16 protein-coding genes and 2 riboswitches are annotated in these 14,792 nt (G+C 35.7%); of the genes, 5 read left to right on the top strand and 11 right to left on the bottom strand.

The window, feature by feature from the left end; translation table 11 throughout:
* Window positions 1-135 precede the first annotated feature (135 nt).
* The gene (locus MHB75_RS13855; RefSeq protein ID WP_156422380.1) at window positions 136-303 is read left to right on the top strand and encodes a hypothetical protein; all 168 of its coding nucleotides are present in this window, start codon (window positions 136-138) and stop codon (window positions 301-303) included.
* Window positions 304-340: 37 nt separating this feature from the next.
* Here the strand turns inward: MHB75_RS13855 and MHB75_RS13850 are convergent, their stop codons facing one another.
* The 5 genes from MHB75_RS13850 to MHB75_RS13830 all read right to left on the bottom strand — a co-directional run bounded on the left by MHB75_RS13850 (window position 341) and on the right by MHB75_RS13830 (window position 4,080).
* Complete coding sequence (locus MHB75_RS13850) at window positions 341-895, bottom strand: LOG family protein (RefSeq protein ID WP_340998334.1); 555 nt, start codon at window positions 893-895, stop codon at window positions 341-343.
* 72 nt (window positions 896-967) lie between these two features.
* On the bottom strand, window positions 968-1,669 hold the full coding sequence (locus MHB75_RS13845; protein ID WP_141273825.1) for an amino acid ABC transporter permease: 702 nt from the start codon (window positions 1,667-1,669) through the stop codon (window positions 968-970).
* Window positions 1,670-1,681: 12 nt separating this feature from the next.
* On the bottom strand, window positions 1,682-2,377 hold the full coding sequence (locus tag MHB75_RS13840) for an amino acid ABC transporter permease (protein WP_068456425.1): 696 nt from the start codon (window positions 2,375-2,377) through the stop codon (window positions 1,682-1,684).
* Between the two features lie 68 nt (window positions 2,378-2,445).
* On the bottom strand, window positions 2,446-3,309 hold the full coding sequence (locus MHB75_RS13835; RefSeq protein WP_087680949.1) for a transporter substrate-binding domain-containing protein: 864 nt from the start codon (window positions 3,307-3,309) through the stop codon (window positions 2,446-2,448).
* Between the two features lie 15 nt (window positions 3,310-3,324).
* The gene (locus MHB75_RS13830; RefSeq protein ID WP_340998332.1) at window positions 3,325-4,080 is read right to left on the bottom strand and encodes an amino acid ABC transporter ATP-binding protein; all 756 of its coding nucleotides are present in this window, start codon (window positions 4,078-4,080) and stop codon (window positions 3,325-3,327) included.
* A gap of 157 nt (window positions 4,081-4,237) precedes the next feature.
* Between MHB75_RS13830 and MHB75_RS13825 the strand changes: the two genes are divergently transcribed.
* Both MHB75_RS13825 and MHB75_RS13820 read left to right on the top strand, forming a co-directional pair.
* Complete coding sequence (locus MHB75_RS13825) at window positions 4,238-5,401, top strand: acyl-CoA dehydrogenase family protein (protein ID WP_340998655.1); 1,164 nt, start codon at window positions 4,238-4,240, stop codon at window positions 5,399-5,401.
* Window positions 5,398-5,916, top strand: a complete 519-nt coding sequence (locus MHB75_RS13820) for a thioredoxin domain-containing protein (protein ID WP_340998328.1) — start codon at window positions 5,398-5,400, stop codon at window positions 5,914-5,916. The genes MHB75_RS13825 and MHB75_RS13820 overlap by 4 nt, the downstream gene beginning before the upstream one ends.
* A gap of 70 nt (window positions 5,917-5,986) precedes the next feature.
* Here the strand turns inward: MHB75_RS13820 and MHB75_RS13815 are convergent, their stop codons facing one another.
* Together MHB75_RS13815 and MHB75_RS13810 are read right to left on the bottom strand one after the other, a co-directional pair.
* A complete protein-coding gene (locus tag MHB75_RS13815; protein ID WP_340998326.1) occupies window positions 5,987-6,130 on the bottom strand; it encodes a hypothetical protein in 144 nt (47 codons plus the stop codon).
* Window positions 6,131-6,312: 182 nt separating this feature from the next.
* Window positions 6,313-7,362: a 2,3-butanediol dehydrogenase gene (locus MHB75_RS13810; protein WP_141273827.1), complete on the bottom strand. Its 1,050-nt coding sequence runs from the start codon at window positions 7,360-7,362 to the stop codon at window positions 6,313-6,315.
* A gap of 150 nt (window positions 7,363-7,512) precedes the next feature.
* Here MHB75_RS13810 and MHB75_RS13805 point away from each other — a divergent pair, with 150 nt between their 5' ends.
* A complete protein-coding gene (locus tag MHB75_RS13805) occupies window positions 7,513-8,073 on the top strand; it encodes a DUF1273 domain-containing protein (RefSeq protein ID WP_340998653.1) in 561 nt (186 codons plus the stop codon).
* A 55-nt stretch (window positions 8,074-8,128) separates the two neighbouring features.
* Here the strand turns inward: MHB75_RS13805 and MHB75_RS13800 are convergent, their stop codons facing one another.
* From MHB75_RS13800 to MHB75_RS13785, 4 genes are all read right to left on the bottom strand, one after another.
* Complete coding sequence (locus MHB75_RS13800) at window positions 8,129-8,986, bottom strand: helix-turn-helix domain-containing protein (protein ID WP_340998323.1); 858 nt, start codon at window positions 8,984-8,986, stop codon at window positions 8,129-8,131.
* A 96-nt stretch (window positions 8,987-9,082) separates the two neighbouring features.
* Window positions 9,083-10,429 (bottom strand): nucleobase:cation symporter-2 family protein, encoded by a 1,347-nt coding sequence (locus MHB75_RS13795; RefSeq protein WP_340998322.1) that lies wholly within the window; start codon window positions 10,427-10,429, stop codon window positions 9,083-9,085.
* Between the two features lie 15 nt (window positions 10,430-10,444).
* Complete coding sequence (locus MHB75_RS13790; protein WP_141273830.1) at window positions 10,445-11,014, bottom strand: xanthine phosphoribosyltransferase; 570 nt, start codon at window positions 11,012-11,014, stop codon at window positions 10,445-10,447.
* A gap of 143 nt (window positions 11,015-11,157) precedes the next feature.
* Window positions 11,158-11,259: riboswitch (purine riboswitch) on the bottom strand.
* 331 nt (window positions 11,260-11,590) lie between these two features.
* Window positions 11,591-13,072, bottom strand: coding sequence for an amino acid permease (locus MHB75_RS13785; protein WP_340998321.1), 1,482 nt, complete (start codon window positions 13,070-13,072; stop codon window positions 11,591-11,593).
* A 135-nt stretch (window positions 13,073-13,207) separates the two neighbouring features.
* Window positions 13,208-13,388: riboswitch (Lysine riboswitch) on the bottom strand.
* 183 nt (window positions 13,389-13,571) lie between these two features.
* Between MHB75_RS13785 and MHB75_RS13780 the strand changes: the two genes are divergently transcribed.
* Entirely contained in the window at window positions 13,572-14,783 is a 1,212-nt protein-coding gene (locus tag MHB75_RS13780) for a CynX/NimT family MFS transporter (RefSeq protein ID WP_141273832.1), read from the top strand.
* Window positions 14,784-14,792: the final 9 nt, after the last annotated feature.

Below are 14,792 nucleotides of genomic sequence, written 5' to 3'. Positions count from 1 at the left end.
TGCATATGGAATTTCTCCTTTTCTCATATTATTTGATTTCCACACACATAAATTGTTCACAATTTATGTGTAAAAATGACGCAACTTCTACTGCTCAATGTAGTCTTAGTAGATGAAGAGAAAGGAGTCTTCATTATGTCATTTATGATCGCGGTAATCGTTGCGATTTTATTATTTGTGCTCTTTTTCAAGATTTTTTTCAAAGTGATTTTCAAACTATTTCTTTATCTAATTATTGCCATTCCGGTTTATTTATATGTCGTCAAACCGTTATGGTATAAATATAGTTACTTACTACAGTGACAGGCACACGTTCACATAACGATGTGTCTTTTTTGTATTATTTTAATATGGCACTTTGTTCCATCATTTTTTCTACTATTACTTCTATTGTCTTTTCTACAATAAGCGTTTGATTGGTTTGCTGTTGTAAAAATCCTTCGTCTACCATATGCTTTAGCATTTGAATGAGTCCTTCATAATAACCTGCTACATTCAACAAGGCACATGGCTTATGTAAAATACCAATCGTATTCCATGTAAACACTTCGAAAAATTCTTCCATTGTGCCAATCCCACCTGGAAATACAATAAAACCATCTGCTAAATCCATCATCATCTTTTTACGTTCATGCATACTCTCCACAATATGAAGTTCGGTCAATCCTTCATGTGAAATTTCTTTTTCTTCTAATGATTTTGGCATGACCCCAATGACTTCTCCACCAGCTGCTAGTGTGGCATTTGCAATTGTTCCCATAATCCCTACTTTTGCACCACCATATACGAGCTGAATACCTGCATTTGCTAAATAGGTACCAACCTCTTTCGCATATACTTCATAAAATGGGTTATTCCCAAAGCGTGAACCGCAAAAAACTGCAATTGATTTCATATGACTGCCTCCTTTTTCTTTTATTATAAAAGAAAATACTTTTGAAGGCTTCAACACCTTCAAAAGTATTTTTTAAACTGTCACAGCTCTTTTAAAGATACTTAGACGTTTTTCTGTATAGTGGAAAATTACTTCTAATAATAAGCAAATCACCCAGTAGACTACTGCCGCGACAAGATACATCTCTAAGAAGTTATATCCTTGGTTCGCTAACATTTTCGCAATCGCCATAATCTCAACTACTTTTACCGCGAAGGCTAGCGAAGTCGATTTAATTAAATTCACAAAAATATTCCCCATATTCGGTAATGCCATAATCATCATCTGAGGGAAGACAACGCGTCTTAATCCTTGCCATGTTGTCATACCTACACTATGACACGCTTCTAGTTGCCCTGCTGCAATGGAATTTAAAGAAGCTCTAAAAATCTCCGCTGTATAGGCAGCAGCGTTCATTGAATAGACGATGAATGCATACCATAAAGGTGAAATTTTATCTGGATTCACTTGCCATTCCTGTGCTTCTACAAGAGCAGGAATACCATAGAAAAATACATATAATTGCACTAATAATGGTGTTCCACGAATGAACGAGATAAATACTAATGTCATTTGATTTAAAACAGGCACACGGTATACACGTATAAGTGCCATAAACAGACCGACGAATGAACCAATCACAATCGATACTACGGCAATTAATAAAGTGATGGGTACACCCTTTAATACTTCTGGTATGTGATCAATGGCAAACTCCCAATCAAAAACTGTCATATGCTCCCTCCTCTACGTTTTCGCTACATTCACGCGCCCTTTTTTAAAGCGCTGTTCAATTTGATGGATGATAATTTCAATAATGATACATACGCCCCAATAAATAAGGGAAATGATAATGTACACTTTAAACATACCTAAACCATAATTATTCCCAATAATAAGACGCGCTTGTCCCATAATATCGACTACGCCAATTGTGAAGGCGAGTGACGTATCTTTGAATAAATCAATAATGGTATTTCCGAGGTTTGGAAGTGCCAATACGAAAGCTTGCGGTAAAATAACGCGACGTAACGCTTGTGTATACGTCATACCGATACTATAACAAGCTTCTAATTGTGCTTCTCCGACAGCTAAATAAGCAGAGCGAATCACTTCGGCTAAATAGGCTGAAATATGTAAAGCAAATGTGACTACTGCAAAAATAAATGGCGTAAGGTCATTAATATAAATACCGAAAGCTGACAATAGTTGAGGCACACCAAAATACACTAAAAATAGTTGGACTAATAGTGGTGTACATCTTGAAAATGAGATGAAAAGTGTCATACATTGATGTAAGAAGGGAATACGCTTAATTTGAATAATCGCGATTATTGTTCCAAGTATTAAACCGAGTATTAGTGCGGCAATAAGCATCGCAATTGTAATCGGTAATCGTTCCATAATTTGAGCAAATAGTATTCCCCATTGTTGTGATCCCATTCGATTTCCCCTCCAATCATACGAATAAAAAAACGGAAATGCGCTACACTTCCGTCACGATGTCTCTATTATTTGTTAAACTGGTATTGTTTTTGGTTGATATAATCAACATCTTTGAAGAAATCGACTTCGAACCATTTCTCAGCTAATTTCGATAATGTACCATCTTCTGTTAATTCTTTTGTCGCTTCATTAATATCTTTTTGAATTGCTTCATTTTGTTTGTTATACACGATAAAGACTGGCTCTTTTGATACAATGCCCCCCACTTTTAAATCTTCTAACTTTAATTCTTTTTGTACAGCCTTAAATGTTGAAACATTTAAAAATACTGCATCATATTTGCCATCTGCTAATCCTTTTAAGTTATCCGCATTAGATGGCTGATCGATTGTTTCAATCTCAACTGCTGTTTTTGGATTTTGCTCGTTATAGTTATTTAAAATCGTGCGTAAGCCACCACTTGGAGCCATTGGTGCTAGTTTTTTTCCTTTTAAATCTTCTAACTTCTCAATATTTTTTTCATCTTTTCTTACGATTAATGCTGTCATTGAATAGCCATACTCTGGATTACCATATAAGAACTTCGCTTCACGTTCTGGATTTTTAAAAAACCAGTTAATCGCAAAATCTGATTTCTTTGTACTCAATCCGATTAAGTTACTTTCCTCTGCTCCAAAACGATATTGAAAATCATATTTCCCATCCAACTTCTTCTCTACTGCATTTAAATAATCAATATCATAACCTACAGGATTGTTTTCTTTGTCTGTATATAGGAATGGTGGGTTTACATCATCACTAAGTGCTACTTTTACAATTTGCGCGCCATTTGCAGACTTTGCTTTTTCATCTGATGTACCACATGCAGCAAGTAATCCACCTGCAATACCAATCGTTGCCACTAGTGCTGTTAATTTTTTAAATTTCATGTTCATTCTCCTCTATTAAATAATGTATTCTGGATTTTTTCGTAATCGTTTTAAAAATTGTTGTGTTCGTGCTTTTTGTGGATGTACGATGACTTCCTCTGGTGTTCCTTCTTCTACAATGTGACCACCATCCATAAATACCACATGATTGGATACTTCATGCGCAAAGTCAATCTCATGTGTCACAACAATCATCGTAATACCTTCTGCCGCAATTTGTTTCATCAATTGAAGCACTTCGCCAACCATTTCAGGATCTAGTGCTGAAGTAGGTTCATCAAATAAGATGACTTCGGGATTAAGTGCTAGAGCTCGCGCAATACCGACACGTTGTTGCTGCCCTCCAGATAAACTAGAAGGATAAGCATCTCGCTTTTCTTCAAGACCAATTTTATGTAATAAGCGCTCTGCAACTTCACGTGCTTCTTGTTTCGACTTTTTCTGTACGACAGTCAAACCTTCCATTATATTTTCAAGTACTGTTTTATTTTGAAACAGATTGTAGTTTTGGAAAACCATCGCTGTTTTTTGTCGTAACGCTAAAATATCTTTCTTACTTGGTTTTATCGCATTCACTTTTAAAGTGGAACCAATCTCAATTGTTCCTTCATCTGGCTTCTCTAAGAAATTGATACAGCGTAAAAAAGTCGTCTTCCCTGATCCCGAAGGCCCGATGATTGTTAAAACATCACCCTTCTTCACTTCTAAATCAATTCCTTTTAACACTTCATGCTGTTGGAACTTTTTATAAATACCACTCAACTTAATCACCAAATCACCTACCTTAAAATAAAACTGCTTTTTTTAAAATATAACGACAATTTAACATAATTAATCCTACCTGTAAAGTATGTTTTTAATTTTCATTTTGTAGTATGATAGTTTTAATAATAAATTTAAAGGAGCGATTGAATTGAATTCATTAACGATGTTTTTAAAAAATGATGCACAAAAAGAAGTCATTGAAAAATTACACACATTAAAAGAAGGAATTCAAGCACGCGGTGTAGAGGCTGATCGTGAAAATAGTTTTCCATCCGAAAGTTTTCAAGAACTACTGAAAATTGGTTATAACAAACTCACATTACCAAAAGAGTATGGTGGAGATGGATTCGGTATTTCAGAAATGATTTCTTTTCAAGAAACATTAGCTAGTTTCGATGGTGCAACAGCTCTTGCGATTGGATGGCAACTTGGTGTTGTCGGTGAAATTTATGAAAAGAAGAAATGGTCTGAAGAACAGCTACAACATTTTGCACAAGAAATTACACAACATCGCGCACTTGTAAATCGTATTGCGAGTGAAGCCGTAACAGGAAGTCCTACTCGCGGAGGACGTCCTGGTACAAATGCAGTGTTCATTGATGGAAATTGGCATATTTCAGGAAGAAAAAGTTTTACAACGCTCTCATATGCACTCACACACTTTTTAACTTCTGCATGGATTGAAGAAAAACAAGCAATTGGTTTCTTCTTAATTCCAAGTACATTAGACGGATTAACAATTGAAGAAACATGGGATATGGTCGCGATGCGAGGCACTGCAAGTCATGACTTAATTCTAGAAGATGTAATCGTTCCAGCAGATGCACTTGTAGAAGTGAATGATGGCCCTAGAAGTAATAATATCAATGGTTGGGCGCTTCACATTCCTGCTGTTTATTTAGGAATTGCACAGGCTGCACGTGATTATGCACTACATTTTGCACGCACATATCAACCGAACAGCTTACCAACTGTTATTGGTGAATTACCACATGTACAAGATAAATTAGGTCAAATCGAAGTGAAGTTAAAAACAGCTCGTCACATTCTTTATAGCGTTGCAGACCACTTTGAACAACCTACAACACATGATGCGGCTGCACAAGATTTAGGTCTAGCAAAACATGTTGTCGTAAACGATGCAATTGAGATTGTTGACTTAGCGATGCGTATTGTTGGCGCAAAAAGTTTACAAAGTCAAAACCCATTGAACCGTTATTATCGTGATGTTCGTGCTGGACTACACAATCCACCAATGGATGATATGACGATTACAAAACTCGCACAAAATGCATTAAAAGAAGGACAGGAGGTAAAACATTCATGAAACAACCTTATTTTTTAATTGGTCCAGAAGATGCACCCGTTACATTTGAAATTTTCTACAATATGTCTTGCCCTGGAAGCGCGATCTTTTATAAAGATGCTAAAAAATTATTGCCACCTTTAGTACAAGAGGGAAAAGCAAAAGTCATTTTATACTTTTATGATAAGCCGCGTGAAGAACTATTGTTAGGTACACTTGTACATCTTAGTCTCCAATACGATCAGCCTGAAAAATCACTTAGAATCATTGATGACTTATTTGAAACACAAGAAGAATGGCTACACTTAACACAGCACGAATTAAAAGATTTACTTGTTTCTAAATATGATTTGGAACAAGAAGAGATTGAAGAAAATACAGAAATTAGTTTAGCTGTTACAGCAGAAGCCATTAAGCGTGGCGTAAAAAGTGTACCTACACTATTTATTAATGGTGAAAAATGCACATTTAAAGAGCGCCGTATTTATAGTGAACTACCTAAGTATGTCGAAGAAGCTATTCACACACATATGTAAAAAGAAAGGATTAATCAAGCAATTAGTATGGATTAATCCTTTTATTTGAAGTTTTATATTTATATATCATTTAATCTCTATGATGATTATATTTCGTAATTAAATCAAACACTACTTTTTCAAGCTCTTCTTCTGAGTTTTTTGTGCGTGTTATACAGTAATTTTCAACTTTTTCTGCTACATCTTGTATGTCGTTCTTTTGTTTTTCTTCCATTTCGCATTCTGGTTCTTCTCATGCATATTCCATCACCCTTCTTTCAAAAATTTATTAAAATTCTTGTAAATTAAAGTGTATTTTTTCATTATTTCCCAGGTAATAAACTGCTTAAAAAGCATAGAAAATAGAAAAAAGAGCGCTTAGACATATGCCTAAACACTCTCTTCTCAAATAATATTTTAAAATTCTCCACTTAATTCTACAAGAATTTTAGCCTGCGTTTTATCATTTGTTAATGCTTCAAATCCAGAAGCAACAATTTCTTCTAAATGAATTTTTGACGTAATAATTCCTTGAGGTTTAATTTGTCCCGTTCCCATTAAATCAATTGTTTGTTGGAACGAAGTTGGTGAATAAGCAATTGTAGAAGTTACTTTTACACCTGTATTTGTCAACATCATTGGATTCCATTCAATTGGACGAGCAAAAATCGATACAATAACCATCGTACCACGCGCTCTTGTTACTTCAATAGCCGATTGGAATGTTGGTCCTACACCTGCTACTTCAAATGTTACATCAACACCATCTGGCACTTCTTTTCGAACAGCTTCAGCTGGCTTTACTTTACCTGAATTAAAGATATGGGTTGCACCTAATTCTTTTGCTTTATTTAATCGTTCATCTGATAAATCAAAAGCTAAAATTTTACTTGCGCCAGCTGCTTTTGCTGCAATGATTGTTAATAAACCAATTGGACCTACCCCAAACACTGCGACTGTATCACCAAAACGCATATCAGCTTCTTTTACAGCTTGTACAGCAACAGCCATTGGTTCAACCAATGCTCCATCTTGTAAAGTTAATGACTCAGGTAAGGCATATACATTTGCTTCTGGTACATTTGCAAAATGTGCAAATCCACCATCACCGCTTAATCCAATAAAACTAAATCCATCATAAATATCTAATTCTTCATGTTTTTTACCATATGTTAAAGTAGGATTCACAACAACACGATCACCGACTTTATACTTCGTTACATGTTTTCCGACTGCTTCTACTACACCTGAAAATTCATGTCCCATCGTAATTGGAGCGACTTCACCAGTTAAATCGTTTGGTGCATCAACAGGAACAAAAACAGGGCCTTCTTCATACTCATGTAAATCTGAACCACAAATACCTGCCCATGCAACGCGAACCGTTACTTCATGGTCACGTAATTCTCTTAGTTCTTTTTCTTCTACACGAATGTCTTTCACACCATACCATACTGCTGCTTTCATACTATCCTACCTCCTACAAAATAATTACCTTACATTACTAGTGTAAAGTAAAAAGTAGGGGAAAAACAAATATTTAGAATTATGTTTGCTATTTAAATGTTTTTTTAAAATTAAATTATGGCACAATAAAAGAAAGAGGTGTTCAATATGATTATTAGCAAAGTCGCTATTACAGGCTATAAAGCGCAGGAACTCGGCATTTTTCAAGAAGACCACCCCGGTGTTCGAGTCATTCAACAGGCTTTGGAGGAAAAGCTGCGTTCTTTAATCGAACAAGGTTTAGAATGGGTGTTGTTGAGTGGCCAATTAGGTGTCGAAACATGGGCAGCAGATGTTGTCATTTCGCTACAAAAAGAATTTCCACAACTACATTTCGCCATCGTCACACCATTTTTAGAACAAGAGAAAAATTGGAACGACGTAAAAAAAGAGAAATATCAAGAAATCATGCAACACGCCAATTTTACAAGCAGCATTACAAATCGACCTTATGAAGCACCATGGCAATTCATTGAAAAAAACAAATGGTTTTTAACACATTCCGACGCACTATTAATTGTGTATGATGATGAAAATGAAGGTTCTCCTAAATACATGTATGAACTCGCACAAAAATATATGGAAAACCATGCTTATGAATGTATCAAAATAGATGCTTACGACTTGCAAATGATTGCTGAAGAAATTCAAATGAAAGAATGGAACAATTAACGTGATTTTTAAACAGACAAAGAGGCATTTCATCATAGCGAAATGCCTCTTTTGATTAAACCTGTGTTCCTTCTATTGTATATTGTTCAAACTCTTCTTCTAAACGTTTTAATAAATCATGCGCTTCATATGCTTCTAAAACATAGCGCATTAATACTTGATCTTCTTCATGCCCGGGGATATGCAGTAGCTTCTTACATAGTGCGCGTCTTCCAAGATGCAATGCCAACATTGTATAATTCATACGTTTGCGATTTTCAAGACGTTCCTCCACTACTTCAAGCGCTTCTTCATAACGTTCAGCCTTAATTAATAATAGTGATAAGTTTATATTATAAATATCTTTTAACTGATCCACCTTTTCATGCTTTTCATAATCTTTTAGCCTTTCAAGTACACGTTGCGAAAACGCAATCGTCGTATCAAGAGGATACATAAAGAGAATCGTATTAATTAAACGAATATCATATAAATACCATTGATCATACTTTTTCAGCCTTCTCCAAATTGGTTCAATGAGTTCGCGTGCACGATCGAAATCTTCTGAATCTGATACAACTAATAAGGCATCACAAAGAAGATGAATCTCACGTAATTCTAAGTCATCACCGTGTTTTAAATAGTCCATTGCCTTTGCTTTAATCTTTTTTAATCTCTCTGGGTCATTATAATTCAATTGAAAGAACTCATTTAAAATTTGTTGTTTTTCATTATAATTATAGCCATTGCTTATAAATTCAATTTCATCTGGTGTGACATTCAAACGGTTCGCAATTTTCAAAAAACCAACTGCGTCTAAGTCCCTTGTACCTGCTTCTACTTTTGAATAAACACCTTGTGAAATGATCTTATGCGCGACATTTAACTGGCTATGTCCACGATTCAAGCGAATCTCTTTTAATACTTGCCCCAACTCCACTTTTAAAACACCCCAAATCTCTTTAACCTTCTCTTAATGATAATAAAAAATACCTTAAAATGCGAGTAGCACTTTAAGGTATTTCATCGCTTAAGCGTGTTTTTCTGTTGTAGAAACAACTTCTTCTTTCATTTGAACAGAAGCCGACTCTTCGATTGGTGCTTTTTCATCACGTCTCCAAGGAATCATATTGAAGATTATATTTAAAACAATCGCTGTTAATGAACCTGCTACAATCCCGTTACTTGTTAAGATGCTTAGTGAACCTGGTAAGAAATTAAAGATGCCTGGTTGAACTGTTACACCTAAACCCATACCAACTGAACAAGCAATAATCATCGCATTACCTTCTGATTCTACTACTGCACGTCCTAACATTTTAATACCTTGAGAGATAACCATACCGAACATCGCAATCATCGCACCGCCAAGAACTGGTGTTGGAATGATTGTTGTTAATGCTGCTACTTTTGGTAAAAAACCAAGAGCAATAAGCATAACAGCCATAATTCCGATTACAGCGCGATTTTTAACGCCTGTTAATTGCATTAAACCAACATTTTGAGAGAAGGCAGTATAAGGGAAGGCATTAAAAATACCACCAATAACAGATGCTAAACCTTCTGAACGATAACCACGTGCTAAATTTTTACTATTTACAGGTGTTTTTGTCATCTCACCTAATGCAAAGTAAGAACCTGTTGATTCAACTAACGATACAATCGCAACAATGGTCATTGTCACAATCGGTACAAGATTGAATTCTGGTGTTGCAAAGAAGAATGGCTTAACCATGTGTACCATATCTGCATTACGTACATTATCAAAGCTTACGAATCCCATGAATGATGCAACAACTGTACCAACTAATAAACCGATTAGAATTGCAATTGAGCGCATAAAACCTTTTGAGAAACGATAGAATAAAATAATAATCGCAAGTGTTAAAAATGCTAATAATACATTTTCCGATGATGCGTAATCTGGGCTTGTTGCATCGCCACCAGCTGCATTATTGAATGCTACTGGAATTAATGTAATCCCGATAATCGTTACAACTGAACCTGTAACGATTGGTGGGAATAACTTAACTAATAACCCGAAAATACCACCAATTAATACAACAATTGCACCCGAAGCGATAACTGCTCCATAAATTGAACCTAAACCGTATTCTTTACCGATTGTAATGATTGGTGTTACAGCTGTGAATGTACAGCCTAATACAAGTGGTAAACCAATGCCGAATACTTTACCGCGCATAACTTGGAGTAATGTCGCAATACCACACATTAAAATATCGATTGAAACTAAGTACGTTAATTGTTCAGGTGTCATACCAAGAGAACCACCAATAATTAATGGTACGAGGATTGCACCTGCATACATTGCTAATAAATGTTGAAACGCAAGAGTCGTTAGTTTAAGCTTGTTCATCTGAAAAGTTGCCTCCTAAGCAAATTGTACTTTCCCGTTTTCTAATGAAGAGATGATGGCTAATGAATTTACACGGTGACCTTGATCACGAAGTGCTTGTCCACCTGGTTGGAATCCTTTTTCGATTACAATTCCAATACCGCTTGTTGTTGCACCTGCTTGCTCTACAATACTTAATAAGCCTTTTGCTGCTTCACCATTTGCTAAGAAATCGTCGATAATTAATACCACATCATCTTTATTTAAAAAGTCTTTAGAAACTGAAATGTCGCTTGATACTTGCTTCGTGAATGAATACACTTCTGCTGAGTAGAAATTGTCTGTTAATGTGACAGATTTACGTTTGCGTGCAAACACCACAGGGATTCCTAAAATTAAGCCAGCCATAACCGCTGGTGCAATACCTGAAGATTCGATTGTTACGATTTTTGTTAAACCTGCATCTTTATATAAATCAGCAAATTCTTGACCAATTTGTTGCATTAACTCTGGATCGATTTGGTGATTTAAAAATGAATCTACTTTTAAAACTTCTGTTGATAATACTTTACCGTCTTTAATGATTTTGTCCTGAAGTGCTTTCACTATGAGGATCTCCCTTCAAATTCAAATTACCTTTTTTTAATAGATGCAATCTCCTCATATAAAGAAAAGCTCAAAACCATTGCCCCAATTCTTCTACGAGTGGAGCAATAACTTTGAGCTTTTTCATATATATACGAAATAGACACTAAATCATGCTTCCTCATAGTCAATTCGTTTACGGCAAATCGGTAGAGACTCGTGGGCCATATTCCCACTATTATATGAGTGAATGCGTGTGTATGTTTTTTAAAGAATGTACAAATTATATCACGGGAAATACTTTTTACAACTAGATTTCTTAAATTAAAAATATTCTGACACGAATCGAGCATATTTAAGCTGAAAATAAGAAAATAGAGCCTTATTATGAACATTTATATTAGTTATTTAATTTTTCGTTCGTGATTAACCATTAAAATGGATGAAAAAGGAAATAAATAAATTTAAATAACATTTTAATGTTGTTTATATTTTTTGCATAATTTTCTCTATTATTCATGATTTTCTTTTTAGGAAATAATTAAAAATTCATTATTTCTACATAAAAAAGCACTCGGAAATCCCGAGTGCTTTTTGCTATTCTTCTGTATAAAGATTTTTAGTCGGTTCCACATCTGCCTCTGTTAATTTAACCATTTTCGTTTTGTTTTTGATTTTATAACCGAACCACAGTAAGAAGAAAATTGGTAAACCAATATAAGAAACAAGTAGTTCATACCAACTAAATTGCCCATCTTCAAATGCAAAATAACTTTGTCCGAAGACAACTAATGCACACAAGATGAATGCGAATAATGGACCAAATGGGAAAAATCTTGATTTATATGGTAATACTTCATCTAAGTTCTTCCCTTGCGCAATCAGTGCTTTTCGGAAACGATAGTGACTGGCTGCAATACCTAGCCATGCGATAAAACCACACATACCAGAAGCACTTAATAGCCAAATATATACTTGTTCACCGAAAATAGATGTTAAGAATGATAAACTTGCAACGATGACTGTTGCAATCAATGCTGCAAATGGTACACCGCGACGGTTTAACTTTTTAAAAATCTTTGGTGCTTTACCTTCCATCGCTAAATCCCAAAGCATACGAGATGAAGCATATAATCCAGAGTTACCAGCAGATAAAATAGCTGTTAAAACAACTGCATTCATAATCGAAGCTGCAAAAGCAATACCTGCATTTTCGAATACAAGCGTAAACGGACTTGTCGTAACCGTCTCTCCATCATTGATTAGACGACTATCTGTATAAGGAATTAATAAGCCAATCGCTAAAATGGCTAAGATATAGAATAATAAAATACGCCAAAAGATTTGCTTCACTGCTTTTGGAATCGATTTGCCTGGATCTTTTGTTTCACCAGCTGTAATACCGATTAACTCTGTTCCTTGGAATGAGAATCCTGCTGCTAAGAAAATACCGAGTGTCGCAAAGAATCCACCGTGGAATGGACCATCACCTGCAAAGAAATTCGTAAAACCAACAGGTGCTTTACCTCCTAAGATACCAAAAATCATTAAAATACTAACGATTAAGAAGATAATAATTGTAGCTACTTTAATAAATGCGAACCAATATTCACTTTCACCAAAACTTTTCACCGATAAGTAGTTTAACAAGAAGATAATAGCTAAGAATGATACACTCCAAATCCATGACGCTGTATCAGGGAACCAATATTTCATAACGATTGAAACAGCTGCAATTTCAGCTGCGATTGTAATTGCCCAGTTATACCAATAGTTCCATCCTAATGCAAATCCAAGTGCTGGATCGATAAACTTTGTTGCATACGTACTAAACGAACCTGAAACAGGCATATACGCTGCCATCTCTCCTAAACTTGTCATTAAGAAAAATACCATAATCCCGATTAAACCATATGCTAATAGCGCTCCACCTGGTCCAGCCTGTGCGATTGAGTTACCACTTGCAAGTAGTAAACCTGTCCCAATCGTACCGCCGAGTGAAATCATCATAATGTGACGACTTTTTAGTCCTCTTTTTAGAGTTGTAGGCGCTTCTTGACTTGCTTTTGTACGACTCATTTCATTTCCTCTTTCCTTTTATTGCAGGGAATATGTTAGTTGAGGTGTTCGTAAGTGATTATTTCCTGGAAAATAAAAATACCATCTCAAGCAATCTTGGATGGTTGTAATCACACAATGACACTCATCAACCTTGAAAAAGATAGCTCAACACACCCTCACAGATGTGACAGTTCTGCACCTATTAAGCGACAGCCCCAGCAGTTGATTGTAAAAGCAACCCACCACTTCGGCAAAAAATCCTTTCATATAATGTCACCAATGCTTTTACATCTCGATTATACTACTTTTATTTTTTGCGACCTCTACCTCATCGAACGGATGAGGCATTGCAATATTTATATTATTTCTACTATTATCTTAATATATTCTACAGACGAATTCAAGACATAAAAACTCTCAACTATTATACAATTAAGACTTTCGTGAAACGAATTTATTATTGAATAGGTAGGGGCATAATGTTACGATAAATCAAATTATATATAGGAGGAAAGTTATGTCACCTACAGAAAACGTTGCTTCAAAAAAACTAAAATGGACTTCAACAACATGGCTTCTTGTACTTGGAATCGTCTTCATTGCATTAACACTTCGCTCTCCCCTAACGTCTGTTGGCCCCGTAATCGAAGATATTCGAAACTCATTACATATTTCAAATGTAGTAGCTGGCTTTATTATAACCATTCCTCTACTTGCATTTGCTGTCGTGTCACCAATCGTACCGAAAATATCGCGTAGAATTACGGTTGAACGCTCTCTATTCTTATCAATGATTATCTTAGTCGTGGGTATGGCACTTCGTTCAAGTGGCGTGACGTCGTTATTATTTATCGGTACTACCTTAATTGGAATCGGAATTGCATTTGGCAATGTACTATTACCTAGTTTAATCAAACTTAAATTTCCATTCCAAGTAGGTTTACTTACAGCAATCTATACAGTCGCAATGAACTCATCTGCTAGTATTGCTGCTGGTGTGAGTTATCCGTTATCAACATTGTCATTCGGTTGGCAAGGTTCTTTAGGTGTGTGGATTATTTTAGCAATTGCTGCTGTTTTCATCTGGTTTCCACAAACACGAAATATCTCTAAAGAAGAAATTGCACCGACTACTGCTCAAAAAGAAAAGAAACAAATGTGGCGCTATCCACTCGCATGGGTCATTATGATTTCGATGGGTTTCCAATCGATGATTTTCTATACAACTGCGGCATGGGTACCAGAAATGTTTAAAGAACAAGGTATGACAGCTGCTCAAGCTGGATTAATGTTCTCCATCATGCAAGTATCCCAAATTCCAATGACCTTTATCACACCGATTTTAGCCGGTCGTCTAAAAGACCAACGTCCTGTTGTTGCGCTATTTGCAGTCTTTTACATCATTGGATTTGCTGGATTAATCATGGGCTGGACAGATTATTCTGTTGTCTGGATGATTCTATTAGGCGCTGCAGGCGGTGCTTCATTTAGTATGTGTATGATGTTCTTCTCACTTCGTTCACGCGACTCATTCGAAGCAGCAGACTTATCTGGTTTCGCTCAATCACTTGGCTACTTAATCGCCGCTGTTGGGCCTGTACTCTATGGTTTCATTCACGATGTTTACCACAGTTACGATGCAGCAAATATTATGTATATTTTCGTTGTCGCAATCTCTTTAACTGCAAGCTTCATTGCAGCGAAAGATCGTTACGTGACAAATGACTAACTAAAAAAA

The sequence above is a fragment of the Kurthia sp. FSL E2-0154 genome (genome assembly GCF_038003625.1).
Lineage (GTDB): Bacteria > Bacillota > Bacilli > Bacillales_A > Planococcaceae > Kurthia > Kurthia gibsonii.
Note: the sequence above shows the minus strand (reverse complement) of the source record. Positions and strands in the feature narration are given on the sequence as shown.

Coding starts and splice junctions, on each gene's coding strand:
- MHB75_RS13855 (WP_156422380.1), top strand. CDS start 136: ATGTCATTTATGATCGCGGTAATCGTTGCGATTTTATTATTTGTGCTC.
- MHB75_RS13850 (WP_340998334.1), bottom strand. CDS start 895: ATGAAATCAATTGCAGTTTTTTGCGGTTCACGCTTTGGGAATAACCCA.
- MHB75_RS13845 (WP_141273825.1), bottom strand. CDS start 1,669: ATGACAGTTTTTGATTGGGAGTTTGCCATTGATCACATACCAGAAGTA.
- MHB75_RS13840 (WP_068456425.1), bottom strand. CDS start 2,377: ATGGGATCACAACAATGGGGAATACTATTTGCTCAAATTATGGAACGA.
- MHB75_RS13835 (WP_087680949.1), bottom strand. CDS start 3,309: ATGAAATTTAAAAAATTAACAGCACTAGTGGCAACGATTGGTATTGCA.
- MHB75_RS13825 (WP_340998655.1), top strand. CDS start 4,238: ATGTTTTTAAAAAATGATGCACAAAAAGAAGTCATTGAAAAATTACAC.
- MHB75_RS13820 (WP_340998328.1), top strand. CDS start 5,398: ATGAAACAACCTTATTTTTTAATTGGTCCAGAAGATGCACCCGTTACA.
- MHB75_RS13815 (WP_340998326.1), bottom strand. CDS start 6,130: ATGGAAGAAAAACAAAAGAACGACATACAAGATGTAGCAGAAAAAGTT.
- MHB75_RS13810 (WP_141273827.1), bottom strand. CDS start 7,362: ATGAAAGCAGCAGTATGGTATGGTGTGAAAGACATTCGTGTAGAAGAA.
- MHB75_RS13795 (WP_340998322.1), bottom strand. CDS start 10,429: ATGAACAAGCTTAAACTAACGACTCTTGCGTTTCAACATTTATTAGCA.
- MHB75_RS13785 (WP_340998321.1), bottom strand. CDS start 13,072: ATGAGTCGTACAAAAGCAAGTCAAGAAGCGCCTACAACTCTAAAAAGA.
- MHB75_RS13780 (WP_141273832.1), top strand. CDS start 13,572: ATGTCACCTACAGAAAACGTTGCTTCAAAAAAACTAAAATGGACTTCA.